The sequence below is a fragment of the Pelomonas sp. Root1217 genome (assembly GCF_001425705.1).
Lineage (GTDB): Bacteria > Pseudomonadota > Gammaproteobacteria > Burkholderiales > Burkholderiaceae_C > Pelomonas.
The window spans coordinates 79,955-94,611 of record NZ_LMDC01000012.1 but is presented as its reverse complement, the minus strand read 5'-3'; the positions used below and the strand labels follow the sequence as shown (position 1 = coordinate 94,611).

Annotated in this window: 17 protein-coding genes; 8 read left to right on the top strand and 9 right to left on the bottom strand. The window is 65.6% G+C overall.

From position 1 onward, the window contains the following. Positions 1-139 precede the first annotated feature (139 nt). The 6 genes from ASC95_RS09325 to ASC95_RS31135 are packed head-to-tail and all read left to right on the top strand — an operon-like array spanning position 140 to position 2,802. Entirely contained in the window at positions 140-448 is a 309-nt protein-coding gene (locus ASC95_RS09325) for an NIPSNAP family protein (RefSeq protein ID WP_057297465.1), read from the top strand. After that, positions 445-768 carry an antibiotic biosynthesis monooxygenase gene (locus ASC95_RS09320; protein ID WP_057297464.1) on the top strand — a complete coding sequence of 108 codons (324 nt, stop codon included), beginning with the start codon at positions 445-447 and terminating at the stop codon, positions 766-768. Before ASC95_RS09325 ends, ASC95_RS09320 begins: the two co-directional genes overlap by 4 nt. Next, positions 765-1,460 (top strand): helix-turn-helix transcriptional regulator, encoded by a 696-nt coding sequence (locus tag ASC95_RS09315; protein WP_057297463.1) that lies wholly within the window; start codon positions 765-767, stop codon positions 1,458-1,460. The genes ASC95_RS09320 and ASC95_RS09315 overlap by 4 nt, the downstream gene beginning before the upstream one ends. A gap of 5 nt (positions 1,461-1,465) precedes the next feature. Next, positions 1,466-2,020, top strand: a complete 555-nt coding sequence (locus ASC95_RS29875) for a hypothetical protein (protein WP_082567657.1) — start codon at positions 1,466-1,468, stop codon at positions 2,018-2,020. Between the two features lie 12 nt (positions 2,021-2,032). Then, positions 2,033-2,443, top strand: a complete 411-nt coding sequence (locus ASC95_RS31140; protein WP_057297461.1) for a hypothetical protein — start codon at positions 2,033-2,035, stop codon at positions 2,441-2,443. After that, on the top strand, positions 2,422-2,802 hold the full coding sequence (locus ASC95_RS31135) for a VOC family protein (protein ID WP_057297460.1): 381 nt from the start codon (positions 2,422-2,424) through the stop codon (positions 2,800-2,802). The genes ASC95_RS31140 and ASC95_RS31135 overlap by 22 nt, the downstream gene beginning before the upstream one ends. Here the strand turns inward: ASC95_RS31135 and ASC95_RS09295 are convergent. The 6 genes from ASC95_RS09295 to ASC95_RS09270 all read right to left on the bottom strand — a co-directional run bounded on the left by ASC95_RS09295 (position 2,799) and on the right by ASC95_RS09270 (position 10,922). Continuing rightward, positions 2,799-3,137: a hypothetical protein gene (locus ASC95_RS09295; RefSeq protein ID WP_057297459.1), complete on the bottom strand. Its 339-nt coding sequence runs from the start codon at positions 3,135-3,137 to the stop codon at positions 2,799-2,801. The two genes, ASC95_RS31135 and ASC95_RS09295, sit on opposite strands and share 4 nt — an antisense overlap. A gap of 582 nt (positions 3,138-3,719) precedes the next feature. Beyond that, positions 3,720-4,403, bottom strand: a complete 684-nt coding sequence (locus ASC95_RS09290) for a PEP-CTERM sorting domain-containing protein (RefSeq protein WP_057297458.1) — start codon at positions 4,401-4,403, stop codon at positions 3,720-3,722. A 353-nt stretch (positions 4,404-4,756) separates the two neighbouring features. Beyond that, the gene (locus ASC95_RS09285; RefSeq protein ID WP_057297457.1) at positions 4,757-6,358 is read right to left on the bottom strand and encodes a SpoVR family protein; all 1,602 of its coding nucleotides are present in this window, start codon (positions 6,356-6,358) and stop codon (positions 4,757-4,759) included. Next, the gene (locus ASC95_RS09280; protein WP_057297456.1) at positions 6,355-7,635 is read right to left on the bottom strand and encodes a YeaH/YhbH family protein; all 1,281 of its coding nucleotides are present in this window, start codon (positions 7,633-7,635) and stop codon (positions 6,355-6,357) included. The genes ASC95_RS09285 and ASC95_RS09280 overlap by 4 nt, the downstream gene beginning before the upstream one ends. A gap of 19 nt (positions 7,636-7,654) precedes the next feature. Then, positions 7,655-9,577, bottom strand: coding sequence for a PrkA family serine protein kinase (locus ASC95_RS09275; RefSeq protein WP_057298302.1), 1,923 nt, complete (start codon positions 9,575-9,577; stop codon positions 7,655-7,657). A 451-nt stretch (positions 9,578-10,028) separates the two neighbouring features. Beyond that, a complete protein-coding gene (locus ASC95_RS09270; RefSeq protein ID WP_057297455.1) occupies positions 10,029-10,922 on the bottom strand; it encodes a ParB/RepB/Spo0J family partition protein in 894 nt (297 codons plus the stop codon). Between the two features lie 60 nt (positions 10,923-10,982). Here ASC95_RS09270 and ASC95_RS09265 point away from each other — a divergent pair, with 60 nt between their 5' ends. Then, entirely contained in the window at positions 10,983-12,143 is a 1,161-nt protein-coding gene (locus ASC95_RS09265) for an SEL1-like repeat protein (protein WP_082567655.1), read from the top strand. Here the strand turns inward: ASC95_RS09265 and ASC95_RS09260 are convergent. From ASC95_RS09260 to ASC95_RS30495, 3 genes are read right to left on the bottom strand one after another with little or no spacing between them, the layout of a single operon-like run. Continuing rightward, on the bottom strand, positions 12,140-12,679 hold the full coding sequence (locus ASC95_RS09260; protein ID WP_057297453.1) for an alpha/beta hydrolase: 540 nt from the start codon (positions 12,677-12,679) through the stop codon (positions 12,140-12,142). The two genes, ASC95_RS09265 and ASC95_RS09260, sit on opposite strands and share 4 nt — an antisense overlap. 56 nt (positions 12,680-12,735) lie before the next feature. After that, a complete protein-coding gene (locus tag ASC95_RS30500) occupies positions 12,736-13,176 on the bottom strand; it encodes a DUF2846 domain-containing protein (RefSeq protein WP_369820602.1) in 441 nt (146 codons plus the stop codon). After that, entirely contained in the window at positions 13,173-13,568 is a 396-nt protein-coding gene (locus ASC95_RS30495) for a hypothetical protein (protein ID WP_200960115.1), read from the bottom strand. The genes ASC95_RS30500 and ASC95_RS30495 overlap by 4 nt, the downstream gene beginning before the upstream one ends. 137 nt (positions 13,569-13,705) lie before the next feature. Between ASC95_RS30495 and argC the strand changes: the two genes are divergently transcribed. Next, complete coding sequence (gene argC / locus ASC95_RS09245) at positions 13,706-14,653, top strand: N-acetyl-gamma-glutamyl-phosphate reductase (protein WP_057297452.1); 948 nt, start codon at positions 13,706-13,708, stop codon at positions 14,651-14,653. Positions 14,654-14,657: the final 4 nt, after the last annotated feature.

Here is a 14,657-nt window from a genome sequence, read left to right as displayed (position 1 = left end):
CATGGGCGTCGGGGCGAGTGGCGTCCGGCTGAGCCTACGCCAGCCGGGGCCGGCGCTGGCGAATGCTTCGTTGCGCGCCGAAACGTCCCGCCCCCGCCGCCGCCCAAACTGCCAGCCATCCCAACACGAGGACTCTGTCATGCCCATCACCTGCTTCATCCGCTACGAACTTGACCCTTTCCAGCGCGAGTCCTTTCGCAAATACGCTCAGGCGTGGGGCCACATCATTCCCCGCCTGGGCGGCCGGCTGCTGGGCTACTGGCTGCCGCACGAGGGCACGAACTACGAGGCCTGGGGGCTGGTTGGTTTCGATTCGCTGGCCGCCTACGAGGCCTACCGCGCCCGCCTCAAGGCTGACCCCGAGGCGCGTGCCAACTTCGAGTTCGCGCAGAAGCAGCGCTTCATCCTGCGCGAGGAGCGCACTTTCTGTGAGGATGTGCAGCCATGATCGCCGTCATCTTCGAAGTCCAGCCCACCGACGAGGGCCGCCAGGCCTATCTCGACCACGCCGCCGCACTCAAGCCGCTGCTGGAGCGCATGGATGGTTTCATCTCGGTGGAGCGCTTCCAGAGCCTGACGCAGCCGGACAAGCTCTTGTCTTTGTCCTTCTGGCGCGACGAGGAGGCTGTGCGCGGCTGGCGCGAGGTGGAGCGGCACCGCGAGGCGCAGGCGGCCGGGCGCGGTGGGCTGTTCCAGGACTACCGGCTGCGGGTGGCCCATGTCGTGCGCGACTACGGCTTGAATGAGCGCGAACAAGTCCCTCGATGAACGCCGAACCCCGCCTTGCGCGCATTGCCGCGGCCATCGCCGACCCGACTCGCGCACGCACATTGGCACGGCTGCTCGATGGCCGCCTGCACACGGCGGGCGAGCTGGCCACGTATGCCGGCGTGGGCGCGGCGACGATGTCGGCCCATCTGAAGCTGCTGGTCGACGAAGGCCTGGCCCGCGTGCGGCCGCAAGGGCGACATCGCTATTTCGGCCTGGCCGATGGCGACGTGGCGCATGCGCTGGAGGCACTGCTGCGCGTCGCGGACCGCCGTGATGGCGGCGACGAACCGGCGGCCGACCTGAAGCGCTGGCAGCGGCCGGAGATGCGCGGGCTCAGGCATGCGCGCAGCTGCTATGGCCACCTGGCCGGCGAACTGGGCGTGCGCTGGCGCGAGGCGCTGCTGGCCAAGGGTTGGGTAAAGGCGGCGGCGGATGGGCGGTATGAGCTCAGCGACGCGGGACGGGAGGCGCTGGCTGAGCTGACGCCCGAAGGCTTTGTTGCAACGGGGCGGGCGCTCTATGACTGCGTGGACTGGTCCGAGCGACGCGACCATTTCGCCGGGCCATTGGCGGTGGCGTGGCTGGAGGGAATGGTGGACAAAGGATGGCTGCGGCGCGTGGCCGATTCGCGTGAGCTGCGATTGACACCACCGGGTCGCCAGGGCTTGACCGAGCGGCTGCTAAGCTGAATCGCATGGTCAAGTCTTTCAAAGAATCGATGCGCAAATGTCTTCTGTCGGCACTCATTGCGATCGGTGTCTGCGGCGCGGCCAGCGCACAGGGCCGATCGCCAGATGAGCAGTTGTCGTTGACAGCGGGCGCCCGTCTGTTCGATCAAGTATGCCGGCCTTCTGTAGGCAATCCCGCGGAGTTCTTGCGCTTGATCTCAGCCACACCGTTGAAACGGATGGAGCCTCAGACGACGCCTGCCGAAGTCGGGCTTTGGGGACTTGCTGCGAATGAAGTGAAGATCGTTGTTGAATACACGGCGGAGATGGGTTGCTTTGTGTACATGTCGCACGCCAACTCGAAAGACATGGGCCGCAACCTTGCGCGGATCGTCAATGGCTTGATAGCCCAAGGCGTGGTCGTCAGCAGCCCGTCGGCCGATGCTGTTCAGCCAGGCGACCCTGTGACGGCGCGCTTCGACGTTCGGGCACCGCAAGGCACCTATTCGTTGATGACCATGTACGACGCGTCCAGGGCTTCATGGCGGAAGGCGGCGTACGTCATTCAGCCATTCAAGTAGTACAACCACGCCATGCCTCGCGCCTTGCTTCTGCTGATCGCCGCCTACTTCATCGCCAGCCTCGCTCACTTCAGCCACAACGCCCAGTACATCGCCTTCTATCCCGGCATGCCAGCCTGGTTGACGCCGGGCACTGTGTGGCTGTGCTGGTTTGCCATTTGCGGCGTGGGCCTGCTGGCCTGGGTGCTGGCCCGGCTGGGCCTGCCGACGCTCGGCCTGCTGGCCCTCGGCGTCTACGGCGCCCTCGGCCTGGATGGCCTGCTGCACTATCGCCTGGGCCTGTGTTCCCAGCACACGCTGCTGGCCAACCTGACGATCTGGGCCGAGGCAACGACGGGGCTGATGCTGTTGCTGGTGTCGGCCGTGCTGTTTGCAAGGCGGCTCGCCAAGAAAGGGATGCCATGGCTACGCTCGACCACCTGATCCTCAAGGTCAACGACCGCGATGCCAGCGTCCGCTTCTACGCCGACATACTGGGCTTCACCGATGCCGGCCGCGACGGCCCATTCACCGTCCTCAAGGCCGGTCCCGACTGCCAGCTGCAGCTCGCGCCCTGGGGCACGCCGGGCTTCGAGCATTACGCCTTTGCGGTGACCCTCAGCGAGTTCGACGCCATCTTCGGGCGCATCAAGGCGGCAGGCCTGGGCTATGGGCCGACTTTTGATTCGGTGGGCACGAACACGGGGCCGGGCAGCGAGGGCGGTGCGCGCGGGCCAGGGCCGACGCTGTACTTCAACGATCCCAACAAGCACCTGATCGAGATCAGGACCTACGAGGTTTAGCGCTTGCGCTTGGGCGGCACGAGCGGCACGCCGCGCTGCTGGGTGATGAGATCCCATTCGTAGACCTCGCGCGTGGCCTTGTCGATGGCGTAGTAGCCCAGCAGATGGCTGGCGTCCTTGGGCTCCCTGGGGCCGTCGAAGCGCAGCGTGAAGACGAAATCGGCATCGGTGGGGTGGCGCTTGCAGCGGTAGTCGCCGCGCTTGTTGGGGCCGGCGAGGTGCAGGGCGCGGGCGGTGCCGATCAGCTTCAGGCAGGCCTGGCGTTCGGTCAGGCCCACCGCGTGGGCGGGCAGGGCCGTGGCGACGACAAGGGTGGGCAGCAGCAGCCGGAACATGCTGGCCAGTATCAGCCCACCCGAGCCGGCACGCTCCAGCGTTTTGTCACGCCCGAGGACCCGATCGACCCTGCCCGCGACAGGCGGCTTTGCAGTAAGGTGCGGTGGCCGTACCGCCGCCGGGCGGATTGCAGGGGTGACCATGCTCAACCTATCAACGCGTGCCTTGCGAAAGCTTCGTACCGACGTGCGCCACGAGTCCTGCCGGTCGCCAGCCCAGCACGAATTGCATCGGCTGCATTGCGTGTACCTGGTGGCTTTGGGGCACAGCTGTCGTGAAGTGGCCAGCTGGTTTGGCGATGGCACACGCAGCGTTCAGCGCTGGGTGACGGCTTACGTCCACGACCCCGACGCACTGGGCGGTGCGGAGCACGCGCCGCTGGCGGGGCCGAGAGGCCGCCCGTCGCGAGTCTCATCGGAGACCGCGCGGCGCCTTCGGCTTGATCTGCAGGGCTTGCCCTGCCAATGCGGCTACGCGCAGGAGCGCTGGGATGGGCCGCTGTTGCAGCAGCACCTGCAGGTCTGCTTCTGCGTGGAGATGAGCTTGCGACAATGCCAGCGGTTTCTGCGAGGTGCGGCGCATCAATGAGCAAAGGTCGGTGCAGCGGTCTGGCGGCGTCGCCGGCTGGCCAGCAGGCCCGCACCGCTGACCAGCAGCCACAAGGACAAGGCACCGGGTTCGGGGATGGTGGCCTGCTGGCGCAGCACGAAGGTGGTGACGCCGTCGTTGTCGGCGTTGCCGGATTCGTCGACGTCGGAGATGTGCAGGCCGAAGTGGAAGTCGTTGACGCCAATGCCGTCGTTGGCGAAATCAGGCCCGGACGCGACCCAGTCGAGCGAGTTCGCTTGCGAGGGGTCGTCCTGTCCAGTCAGTGTGAAGTTCTCACCCGTCTTCGGAGGGTCGACCGAAAAATAGACACCGTCGGTGGTGCCCGACCGCTTGAAAACGCCGTTCATGCGGTAGCCCAGGCTGTGGTGGAAATCGTGCCAGTTGAACGCAGAGTTGTTGCGAACACCCTCGCTGATCTCGAAATTAAATGAGCCGCCCTTCACCATCCCCGACACGGTAATCGTCACGTCGCAGGGCCCCAGGGTGTCCATGGCTTTGAAGAAGCCGAGCCGACCCGAGCTGAAGCCCTGGCCACCAAATAGCGAGCAGCCCGTCGTGAAGTCGACCTCCACCTGAGGTGCCGCCGCCGCCGGTGCCGCGCCTGATGACATCGCCAGCGCGGCGATGGCGCTTGCCAATATCTTGAGTTCACGCATCGCGTTTCTCCTGCGGCGTTGATGGGGCGAGCCGAAATTGCCTTGCGGCGGCCCTCGTCAGGCTTTGACGCATCCTCCATGCCAAGGAGCACAGGTGCGGCCACTCGACAGAAGTGCTGGCCGAGCCGCCGGTCGGTACTCCGGCAGAACCACGGGGGGAAATCCCGCTGACCGCTCGACCCCCGCGCCAGTTTCCGTCGCGGCGATGGGTGGGGGCGAGTCGGCTTTCGTCGTGACGCGCCTGGCGGGCGGCGAGGATGTAAGTTTTCTCGACAGCAACACGGGTTGCCGTCGTCGCCCGAGTTGGCGCTCCGCCCGCGTGGCCAGGTCGCCTGTCGCGGCGGGTGCCCGCCTCAGCCCACCTGAGCCGGCACGCTCCAGCGCTTGGTCACGTCGCCGCGCGTGTTGACGCTTTCCAGCTGCACGCCAAAGCCCCAGAGGCGGCCGACATGCTTGAGCACTTCCTGGGCGCTGTCATGCAACGGGCGGTTCAGGTGCTGCACGTGGCGCAGCGTCAGTGACCGGTCGCCGCGCAGGTTGACGTTCCACACCTGGATGTTGGGCTCGCGCGTGGACAGGTCGTACTGGCGCGCCAGCGCCTGGCGCACGTGGCGGTAGCCGCCTTCGTCGTGGATGGCGGAGATCTCGTACTCGCTCTTGGCCTCGTCGTCGATGATGGAGAAGAGGCGGAAGTCGCGCATGATCTTCGGGCTCAGGTACTGGCCGATGAAGCTCTCGTCCTTGAAGTTGCGCATCGCGTGGTCAAGCGTGGGCAGCCAGTCGCTGCCGGCGATGTCGGGGAACCAGTCGCGGTCTTCATCCGTCGGGTTTTCGCAGATGCGCTTGATGTCGGTGTACATCGCAAAGCCCAACGCATACGGGTTGAGGTTGGCGTTGGGATGCTGATAGACGACGTTGGTGTGTGACTTGAGCCACTCGATCATCATGCCGTCGGAGAGATACCCGTCGTCATACATCTGGTTGAGCAGGCGGTGGTGCCAGAAGGTGGCCCAGCCTTCGTTCATGACCTGCGTCTGGCGCTGCGGGTAGAAGTACTGGGCAATCTTGCGCACGATGCGCACGACCTCGCGCTGCCAGGGCTCCAGCAGCGGCGCGTTTTTCTCGATGAAGTACAGCAGGTTCTCCTGCGGCTCATCAGGAAAGCGGCGGCTCTCGGCGGCTTCGTCGGGGCGGTCGGCCTTCTTGGGCAGGGTGCGCCAGAGGTCGTTGATCTGCGACTGTGCGTGCTGCTCGCGGTCTTTGAGCCGTGCGCGCTCTTCGGCGAGCGACAGCTTGGCGGGGCGGCGGTAGCGGTCCACGCCGTGGTTCATCAGCGCGTGGCAGGAGTCGAGCAGGGTCTCGACAGCGTCGACGCCGTAGCGCTCCTCGCAGTCGGCGACGTAGTTCTTCGCGTAGACGAGGTAGTCGATGATGGACGAGGCATCCGTCCACATGCGGAACAGGTAGTTCCCTTTGAAGAAGCTGTTGTGGCCGTAGCAGGCATGGGCGATGACCAGGGCCTGCATGGCCAGCGTGTTCTCCTCCATCAGGTAGGCGATGCACGGGTCGGAGTTGATGACGATCTCATAGGCCAGGCCCATCTGGCCGCGCTTGTAGTTGCGCTCGGTGCTGATGAACTCCTTGCCATAGCTCCAGTGCCGGTAGTTGACCGGCATGCCCACGGAGGCATAGGCGTCCATCATCTGCTCGGCGGTGATGACCTCGAGCTGGTTGGCATAGGTGTCCAGGCCGAAGCGCTCGGCGGTGTGCTTGATGACGGTGTGGTACTCGTCGATGAGCTCGAAGCTCCAGTCATTGGGCGAAGGCAACGGCTGGCTGGGGCGCTCTGCCAGCGGCTTCATGCGCCGCAGCGGCAGGTGCTGGCGACGGTCGGGCATGCCGGCCGGCGGGTTGGCCGGGCGCTCGTGGTGACGGCGGTCCTCTTTACTGCTCATGTGGAGGCCCCTTCCTTCTTGAACAGCTCACGGAAGACGGGGTAGATCTGCGAGGCCTCGACGGCCTTGCGCATGGCGAAGTGGCGGGCGTCCTCGCTGAGCTTCTGGTATTCCTCCCAGAGGTTCTGCTCGGGCTCGGCCACCTGCACATAGGCGAAGTAGCGGCACAGCGGCAACAGCTTGTCGGCCAGCAGCTCGCGGCAGCGGCCGCTGTCGTGGTGCCAGTTGTCGCCGTCGCTGGCCTGGGCGCCGTAGATGTTCCACTCGGTCGGCGAGTAGCGCTCCTTGATGATCTGCTCCATCAACACCAGGGCGCTGGAGACGACGGTGCCGCCGGTCTCGGTGGCGTGGAAGAAGTTCTGCTCGTCGACCTCCTGCGCCTGCGTGTGGTGGCGGATGAAGACGACGTCGATCTTCTCGTAGTGCCGCGTCAGGAAGAGATAGAGCAGGATGAAGAAGCGCTTGGCCAGGTCCTTGCGGGCCTCGTCCATGGAACCGGACACGTCCATCAGGCAGAACATGACGGCGCGCGTCGTCGGCACCGGGATGCGCACGCGGGCACGAAAGCGCAGGTCGATGGGGTCGAGGAAAGGGATGGCCTTGAGGCGCTCGCGCAGATGCTGGATGCGCTCACGGGTTTCGAGCAGCAGGCGCGGCGTCTCGGGGCGGTCTTCCTTGAGCAGCTCCTGCTCGCGGGCTTCGAGCTCATGCAGTTCGCGACGCTTGTCCATGCCCAGCGCGATGCGCCGGCCGAGAGCGCCGCGCATCGAGCGCACGACGTGCAGGTTGGTTGGCGTGCCGTCGGACACGAAGCCAGCGCGCTGGCTGCGCCACTCGGGGGTGTCGGCCAGCGTCGTGCGGGCGAGATTGGGCAGGGCCAGGTCCTCGAAGAAGACCTGCATGAACTCTTCCTTGCTGAGGTGAAAGACGAAGTCGTCTTCCCCCTCGCCCTGGTCGCTGGCTTCGCCGCCGCCGCCGCCACCGCCCTGCCCGCCCTTGGGCTTGGCGATGCGATCGCCCTTCACATACTCCTGGTTGCCCGGCCGCACGACCTCGCGGATGCCGCCGTCGCCATGGCCGAAGACGGGTTCGTTCAGGTCCTTCTTCGGGATGTGCACATCCTCGCCGCGCTCCATGTCACGGATGCCACGGCCATCGACCGCGCGTTTCACCGCCTCGCGGATCTGCTCCTTGTGGCGGCGCAGGAAGCGCTCGCGGTTGCCAATCGACTTGTTCTTGCCGGAGAGGCGCCGGTCGATGATCTGTTGAAGCGACATCAGCAGTGGCCGGTTGCGTTCAAGAACTCTTGCGCACCCTCAAGTACCACTCGCACAACAGCCGCACCTGCTTGGCCGTGTAGCCCTTGTCCACCATGCGCTGCACGAAGTTCTCGTGCTTCTTGGCGTCCTCGGCGCTGGCCTTGGCGTTGAAGCTGATGACGGGCAGCAGCTCCTCGGTGTTGGAGAACATCTTCTTCTCGATGACGGTGCGCAGCTTCTCGTAGCTCGTCCACAGCGGGTTCTTGCCCGCGTTGTTGGCGCGCGCGCGCAGCACGAAGTTGACGATCTCGTTGCGGAAGTCCTTGGGGTTGGAGATGCCGGCCGGCTTCTCGATCTTCTCAAGCTCGGCGTTCAGTGACGCACGGTCGAACACCTCGCCGGTGTCGGTGTCGCGGTACTCCTGGTCCTGGATCCAGTAGTCGGCATAGGTCACGTAGCGGTCAAAGATGTTCTGGCCGTATTCGCTGTAGCTCTCCAGATAGGCGGTCTGGATCTCCTTGCCGATGAACTCGGCGTAGCGAGGCGACAGCTGTTCCTTGATGAAGCCGACGTATTTCTCTTCGAGCTCCTTGGGGAACTGCTCGCGCTCGATCTGCTGCTCCAGCACATACATCAGGTGCACCGGGTTGGCAGCCACCTCGGCCGAGTCGAAGTTGAAGACCTTGGACAGGATCTTGTAGGCGAAGCGCGTGCTGATGCCGCTCATGCCTTCGTCAACGCCGGCGTAGTCGCGGTATTCCTGGTAGCTCTTGGCGCGCGGGTCGGTGTCCTTGAGGTTCTCGCCGTCGTAGATCTGCATCTTGGAATACAGCGACGAGTTCTCGGGCTCCTTCAGCCGCGTGAGCACCGCGAACTGGCTCATCATCTTCAGCGTGCCGGGGGCGCACTTGGCCTCGGACAGCGACGAACCGCGGATCAGCTTCTCGTAGATCTTGACCTCTTCGCTGACGCGCAGGCAGTAGGGCACCTTGACGATGTAGACGCGGTCGAGGAAGGCCTCGTTGTTCTTGTTGTTGCGGAAGGTCTTCCACTCGCTCTCGTTGCTGTGTGCGAGCACGATGCCGTCGAAGGGAATGGCACCAAAGCCCTCGGTGCCCTTGTAGTTGCCTTCCTGCGTGGCGGTCAGCAGCGGGTGCAGCACCTTGATCGGCGCCTTGAACATTTCCACGAACTCCAGCAGGCCCTGGTTGGCCAGGCACAGGCCACCGGAGTAGCTGTAGGCATCGGGGTCGTCCTGGGCATAGGTCTCGAGCTTGCGGATGTCGACCTTGCCGACCAGCGAGCTGATGTCCTGGTTGTTCTCGTCGCCCGGCTCGGTCTTGGCCACGCCGAGCTGCTTGAGCACGCTGGGGTAGCGCTTGACGACCTTGAACTTGCGGATGTCGCCGCCGAACTCGTCCAGGCGCTTGACGGCCCAGGGGCTCAAGACGCGGTTCAGGTAGCGGCGCGGGATGCCGTAGTCGCGCTCCAGCAGCGGGCCGTCCTCGATGAGGTCGAAGAGGCCGAGGGGCGACTCATTCACCGGCGAGCCGGCGAGCGCGTAAAAGGGCACGTGCTCCATCAGCTGCTTGAGCCGCTCGGCGATGGAACTCTTGCCGCCGCCCACGGGCCCGAGCAGGTAGAGGATCTGCTTCTTCTCTTCCAGGCCTTGTGCGGCGTGGCGGAAGTAGGAAACAACCTGCTCGATGGCCTCTTCCAGGCCATAGAACTCGGCGAAGGCCGGGTAGATCTTGATCGTCTTGTTGGCGAACAGGCGCGACAACCGCTGGTCGTTGCGCGTGTCCAGCATCTGCGGCTCGCCGATGGCCTGCAGCATGCGCTCGGCAGCCGTGGCGTAGGCCAGTGGGTTTTTCTTGCACTCTGCGAGGTAGTCCTCCAGCGAGAGCTCCTCGACCTTGCTGCGCTCGAAGCGCGCTGCGAAATGGCTGATGACGTCCATGCCGACCTCCTGCGGTTTGAACTCCACAGGGCCGCAGGCACGATCCGTGCCCGAGGGACTGGGGGGTTCTGATCGCGCCTCAACAGCAAGGCGTCATCAGAACTCTCCACTCGCTAGATCAGCAGCTTGGCGCCGCCGACCTTTCGTCAATCTCAAGAATAAGCCGCTATCTGCCCATCAACACGACCACCAACAAACCAACACGGTTTTCCGTTGACAGGGTGCCGGGCCAGCATACGCCCGCTGTTTGGGCAAGACCTGGCACTTTTCGGGCAAACCACACGAACCCGGGGGCCTTGTGGCGGGCCGCAGACAGAGCTGTCGGTGAAGAACTGTTGCGAGGGTGGCACGCGCCGCGGATGCATCACCATCCTTGTTGCGCACCTAGTGTTGAGCGCCGGCCGGCAGCGCCTTGTCAGACGCCGCCGCATTGCATCGCCGCTTGCGTTGCTCAGGCGCCGCGCAGCTTGTCAAGAATGCCGGACAGGGCGTCCAGCGAGTCGAAATGGATGGCCAGTTCGCCGCTATGGCCACCGCGCTTGGCGGCCTTCTTCACGCGCACCTCGACGGTCGTGCCCAAAGCGTCGGCCAACTCTTCTTCCAGCCGCAGCACGTCACGGCTCTTGTCGCCCTTCACGCGCAGCAGCGGCGTCTGGCGGGCGGCGCCCTGGTGCCTGGCCACCAGCTTTTCGGCCTCACGCACGCTGAGCTTCTTGGCCGCGATCTCGGTGGCCGTCGTGATCTGCGTGGCGCCGTCCAGCGGCAGCAGTGCGCGGGCGTGGCCCATGTCGAGGTCGCCCGCCATCAGCATGTTCTGCACCGGCGCGCTCAGGTTCAAAAGCCGCAGCAGATTGCTGGCCGCACTGCGCGAACGGCCGACCGCCTGGGCCGCCTGCTCATGCGTCAGGCCGAACTCGTCGGTGAGTCGTTTCAGGCCCTGCGCCTCTTCCAGCGGGTTCAGGTCCTCGCGCTGGATGTTCTCGATCAGCGCCATCGCGGCGGCCGACTCGTCGGGCACCGCCTTGACGAGCACCGGCACCTCGCGCAGGCCGGCAAGTTTTGCCGCACGGAAGCGCCGCTCGCCGGCAATGATCTCGTAGGTTGCGCTCCCGTTCGGCGAGATCGGGCGCACCAGGATCGGTTGCATGATCCCTTGCGCCTTGATCGACTCGGCCAGCTCGTACAGCGAGCCCTCGTCCATTCGCGTGCGCGGCTGGTATTTGCCGGCCTGCAGCTGTTCAAGCTTCAGCGTGGAGGGCAAGTCGGTGGCGGGCGCTTCGCTGACCTTGGGGCCGAGCAGGGCTTCCAGGCCGAGGCCGAGGCCTTTGGGTTTCTTGGTGACCATAGGGCAATTCTCGCGCGTGGGAGGCGGCTATCCTGCCGGGCCGACTTGGGAGCACTAGAAATGCAAATCCGATGCCTTGCCGTCGCGATGCTGGTGGGGCTGCTTTCTCCAATGGCCTGCGCACAAACCAAGGACATCGATGCAGCCGTGGATGCGGAACGCTACTCAGGCCTGGTGCGGAAGCTCAGACCTTTCGCGCAGGCGGGCGACGCCCTCGCCCAATTCCGCTTGGGCTGGATGCATTTGCATGGGGTGGACGGTCCGGCAAACGCGGGCGAGGCTATGCACTGGTACCGAAAGTCCGCAGAGCAGGGAAACCCGGACGCCCAGTACAACCTCGGGCAGATGCTCGCGTTGGGGCAGGGGGTGGCAAAGAACGAAACCGAGGCGTTGAGCTGGTACCGCAGGGCGGCCGCTCAGGGCCATGCGGCGGCACAGTTCACCCTTGGCGCATGGCACGCCTTTGGCCGAGTGCTCGCCAAGAATGAATCGGACGCGCTGTTCTGGTACCGCAAAGCGGCCGAGCAGGGCTACGCGAAGGCTCAATACAACCTGGGACTGATGCTGAACAACGGGCAGGGTGTCAACAGGAACGCCGAAGAGGCGGTGCAATGGTTTCGCAGGGCCGCCGAGCAGGGCGAACCCCAGGGGCAGTCCATCCTCGGAGCGATGCTCGAGCACGGCCAGGGTGTGGCGAGAGATTACCCGGAGGCGGTGCGCTGGTACCGCATGGCGGCCGAGCAAGGCAATGCCAACGCCCAGGTCAACCTGGGCGTGTTGTTGAGCCGTGGCGAGGGGGTCGAGAAGGATGAGAGCGAGGCGGTGCGCTGGTACCGTGAGGCGGCTGAACAAGGCAGCGCCGCAGGTATGGACAATCTGGGTACCTGCTATTTGCTCGGCACGGGCGTGGGACGGGACGTCGAGCAGGCCGCGCGTTGGTACGAACAAGCGGCCCGGCTGGGACACAGCCGGGCCCAGCGCAATCTGGCGCGATTGCTTCGCTACGGCAACGGGGTGCCGGAGGATGCCGTGCAAGCCTATGTTTGGCTGCACCTCTCTGCCGCCGGCAGCAGACCCCCGCAAGGCGTAGAGATCGAGCGTGACCGGGTGGCGCAGACCTTGACGCCGGAGCAATTGGCCGAAGGCCGGCGGCTCGCCAGCGCATGGCAGCTCGGGCAGCCCATGGGTCGGTCCGCAGCCGCCGGTACGCCTGGGCGCTAGCGCTGCCGAAGCCCCTCCAGCAGCTCCCGGCCTTCAGGCCAGTCGCCCAGGCCCGATTCGGCGTTCAGATGACCCCGCGGCCCCGCGATGACGACACTGCTGCCCCAGTCGGACGCCATCTGCGTGCTGCGCTCCGCGGCGCCAAAGGGGTCGTCGCTGCTGATGACGGTGATGCTGGGGAAGGGCAGGCGCGGGCGGCGGATGGGGCGCCAGTTGTGCAGCTGGGGCGGCATGTCCGCACGCTCGGTGTCGGGCGGGGCGACGAGCAGGGCGCCTTTCACGCGGCCGACGTGCTGGGAATGCTCGGCCCAGGCGGCGACGAGCTGGCAACCCAGGGAATGGGCGACGAGCAGGGCCGGCGCGTCATCCTGCAGCAGCACCTCGTCCAGCCGCGCCATCCAGTCGCCGCGCTTAGGCCAGTCCCAGTCGTGCTGCTCGACGCGCTCGTCGCCGTGCAGCCGCTCCCAGCGGCTTTGCCAGTGGTCCGGGCCCGAGTTTTGCCAGCCTGGGAGAAGCAGGATGCGCGCAGCGTTCATCCTGCAACTTTAGATGCGGGTGACACCGCCTGCGCAGGCGCCGCTCGCGTGGCGGCTTACTTCTTGAGAGGCACGTAGCTCAGCTTTTCGACCTCGGCCTGCGCCTTGGCCGGCTCTTCCAGCTGCAGCACGATGCGGCCTACCAGCACGCCGAAGGTTGGCGAGCTGCGAACGTATTTGGTTTCGCCCGCGTCGAGGCTGAAGGACACCGTCTTCTCGGTCTCCGTCGATGCCGCAGCGGCGAAGCTGCCCGCGGGGCGGTCGACATAGAAGAAGCCGCCCGGCTTGGACGAGCCGACCACCTCGTTGTTCAGGCGAATGTCGGGCTGGATCGCAGCACCGAGCATCGAGTCGGCGCGGAAGAAGTAGACGCGGCCTTCGCCGGCCTTGAGGGTCGGGATGGTTTTAGACATTTCCGCGAACTTCGGGCCGGACGCGCAGCCGGTCAGGATGGCGGTGCCGGCGATCGCGGCAGCGAGAACGAAACGTCGAATCAAGAGATTTCTCCGATAGAGAGTGGGACAGGGGCTTGAAGGGGGGCGTAGTTCGACTCGCCGGGCAGGTAGAAGCCCCGCAGCAAGCCACTTGAAATCACGAGGTAGGCCTCGTGAACTTGACGGCCCTCGATGGTGAGGACCGAATCCACAGGGCGGAAGACCTGGCCTTGGGCGATGCTGCCGACAAGGCGCCACTTGCTGTCGGCCCGGAGCTGGCGCTTGTAGCCCGTCGGCAGCACGATGAGGGCCTCTCGCTCCAGCCGGATGACCTTGGCGGGCTGCTCGATCGCTGCGTTGAGCCGGGTAGGCTCGGTGGGCACGGAATGCGCGCAGCCACTGAGCAGCGCGATGGCGACCAGGCCGGTGGCCCAGCCCATGCGTGGGAACGACATCATCAACCTCCCTGATATTTTTTCGGCCGCGAGCATAGCCGCCGGCTTGTGACAACTCGGCGCTGGGCATGGTGATTCCGCACCGTCTATGCTTCGGGCTTTCCCGGGGGTGGCCCCGTTGCTGTGAGGAAGATGCGATGACTTACCGAGTGTTTGTTGACGGCCAGGAAGGCACGACGGGCCTGCGCATTCACGAATACCTCGCGGCCCGCAGCGACATTGAGGTGCTGAAGATCGATGCCGACAAGCGCAAGGATCCGGCCGAGCGCGCGCGCCTGCTGAATGCCGCCGACGTGGCCTTCCTGTGCTTGCCCGACGTGGCCTCGCGCGAGGCGGCCTTCATGGTCATCAATCCCAACACCTGCCTCATCGACGCCAGCACCGCCCACCGCACGGCGCCGGGCTGGGCCTTTGGCCTGCCCGAGCTCGCCAAGGGCCAGCGCGGTGCTATCCAGGCCAGCAAGCGCATCGCCAACCCCGGCTGCCACGCCAGCGCCTTCATCCTGGCGGTGCGTCCGCTGGTGGACGCCGGCTTGCTGCCGCGCGAGGCAGCGGTCAGCGCCACCTCCATCACGGGTTATTCGGGCGGCGGCAAGTCCATGATCGCCGAGTACGAGCAGCAGCCCCTGCCAGCCCATCTGCAGGCGCCGCGGCCCTACGCGCTGGGCCTGAAGCACAAGCACCTGCCTGAGATGGCGGCCCACACTGGCCTGGTGAACCCGCCGGTGTTCATGCCCATCGTCAGCGGCTTCTACAAGGGCCTGGCGGTGAGCGTGCCGCTGCACCTGAGCCAGCTCAAGGCCGGCACGACGCCCGAGCAGGTGCAGGCCGCGTTGGCCGCCCACTACGAAGGCGAGCGCTTCATCAACGTCAAGCCGCTGCGCGACGCGGCCACGCTGGAGGCGGGCGCCTTTGACGTGCAGGCCTGCAACGACACGAATCGCGTCGACATCTTCGTGTTCGCGTCGGACACGCAGGTGCTGCTGATGAGCCGCCTGGACAATCTTGGCAAGGGCGCCAGCGGTGCGGCGGTGCAGTCGATGAACGTGCATCTGGGCCTGGAAGAGAGCCTAGGCTTGGTCTGAAGCA

Excerpts from the sequence above, each read along its gene's own strand:
- ASC95_RS09275 (WP_057298302.1), bottom strand. The coding sequence starts at position 9,577 with ATGGACGTCATCAGCCATTTCGCAGCGCGCTTCGAGCGCAGCAAGGTC.
- argC (WP_057297452.1), top strand. The coding sequence starts at position 13,706 with ATGACTTACCGAGTGTTTGTTGACGGCCAGGAAGGCACGACGGGCCTG.
- ASC95_RS09285 (WP_057297457.1), bottom strand. The coding sequence starts at position 6,358 with ATGAGCAGTAAAGAGGACCGCCGTCACCACGAGCGCCCGGCCAACCCG.
- ASC95_RS09315 (WP_057297463.1), top strand. The coding sequence starts at position 765 with ATGAACGCCGAACCCCGCCTTGCGCGCATTGCCGCGGCCATCGCCGAC.
- ASC95_RS09270 (WP_057297455.1), bottom strand. The coding sequence starts at position 10,922 with ATGGTCACCAAGAAACCCAAAGGCCTCGGCCTCGGCCTGGAAGCCCTG.
- ASC95_RS09265 (WP_082567655.1), top strand. The coding sequence starts at position 10,983 with ATGCAAATCCGATGCCTTGCCGTCGCGATGCTGGTGGGGCTGCTTTCT.
- ASC95_RS09280 (WP_057297456.1), bottom strand. The coding sequence starts at position 7,635 with ATGTCGCTTCAACAGATCATCGACCGGCGCCTCTCCGGCAAGAACAAG.
- ASC95_RS31135 (WP_057297460.1), top strand. The coding sequence starts at position 2,422 with ATGGCTACGCTCGACCACCTGATCCTCAAGGTCAACGACCGCGATGCC.
- ASC95_RS09325 (WP_057297465.1), top strand. The coding sequence starts at position 140 with ATGCCCATCACCTGCTTCATCCGCTACGAACTTGACCCTTTCCAGCGC.
- ASC95_RS09260 (WP_057297453.1), bottom strand. The coding sequence starts at position 12,679 with ATGAACGCTGCGCGCATCCTGCTTCTCCCAGGCTGGCAAAACTCGGGC.
- ASC95_RS09295 (WP_057297459.1), bottom strand. The coding sequence starts at position 3,137 with ATGTTCCGGCTGCTGCTGCCCACCCTTGTCGTCGCCACGGCCCTGCCC.
- ASC95_RS29875 (WP_082567657.1), top strand. The coding sequence starts at position 1,466 with ATGGTCAAGTCTTTCAAAGAATCGATGCGCAAATGTCTTCTGTCGGCA.
- ASC95_RS09290 (WP_057297458.1), bottom strand. The coding sequence starts at position 4,403 with ATGCGTGAACTCAAGATATTGGCAAGCGCCATCGCCGCGCTGGCGATG.
- ASC95_RS31140 (WP_057297461.1), top strand. The coding sequence starts at position 2,033 with ATGCCTCGCGCCTTGCTTCTGCTGATCGCCGCCTACTTCATCGCCAGC.
- ASC95_RS30495 (WP_200960115.1), bottom strand. The coding sequence starts at position 13,568 with ATGTCGTTCCCACGCATGGGCTGGGCCACCGGCCTGGTCGCCATCGCG.
- ASC95_RS09320 (WP_057297464.1), top strand. The coding sequence starts at position 445 with ATGATCGCCGTCATCTTCGAAGTCCAGCCCACCGACGAGGGCCGCCAG.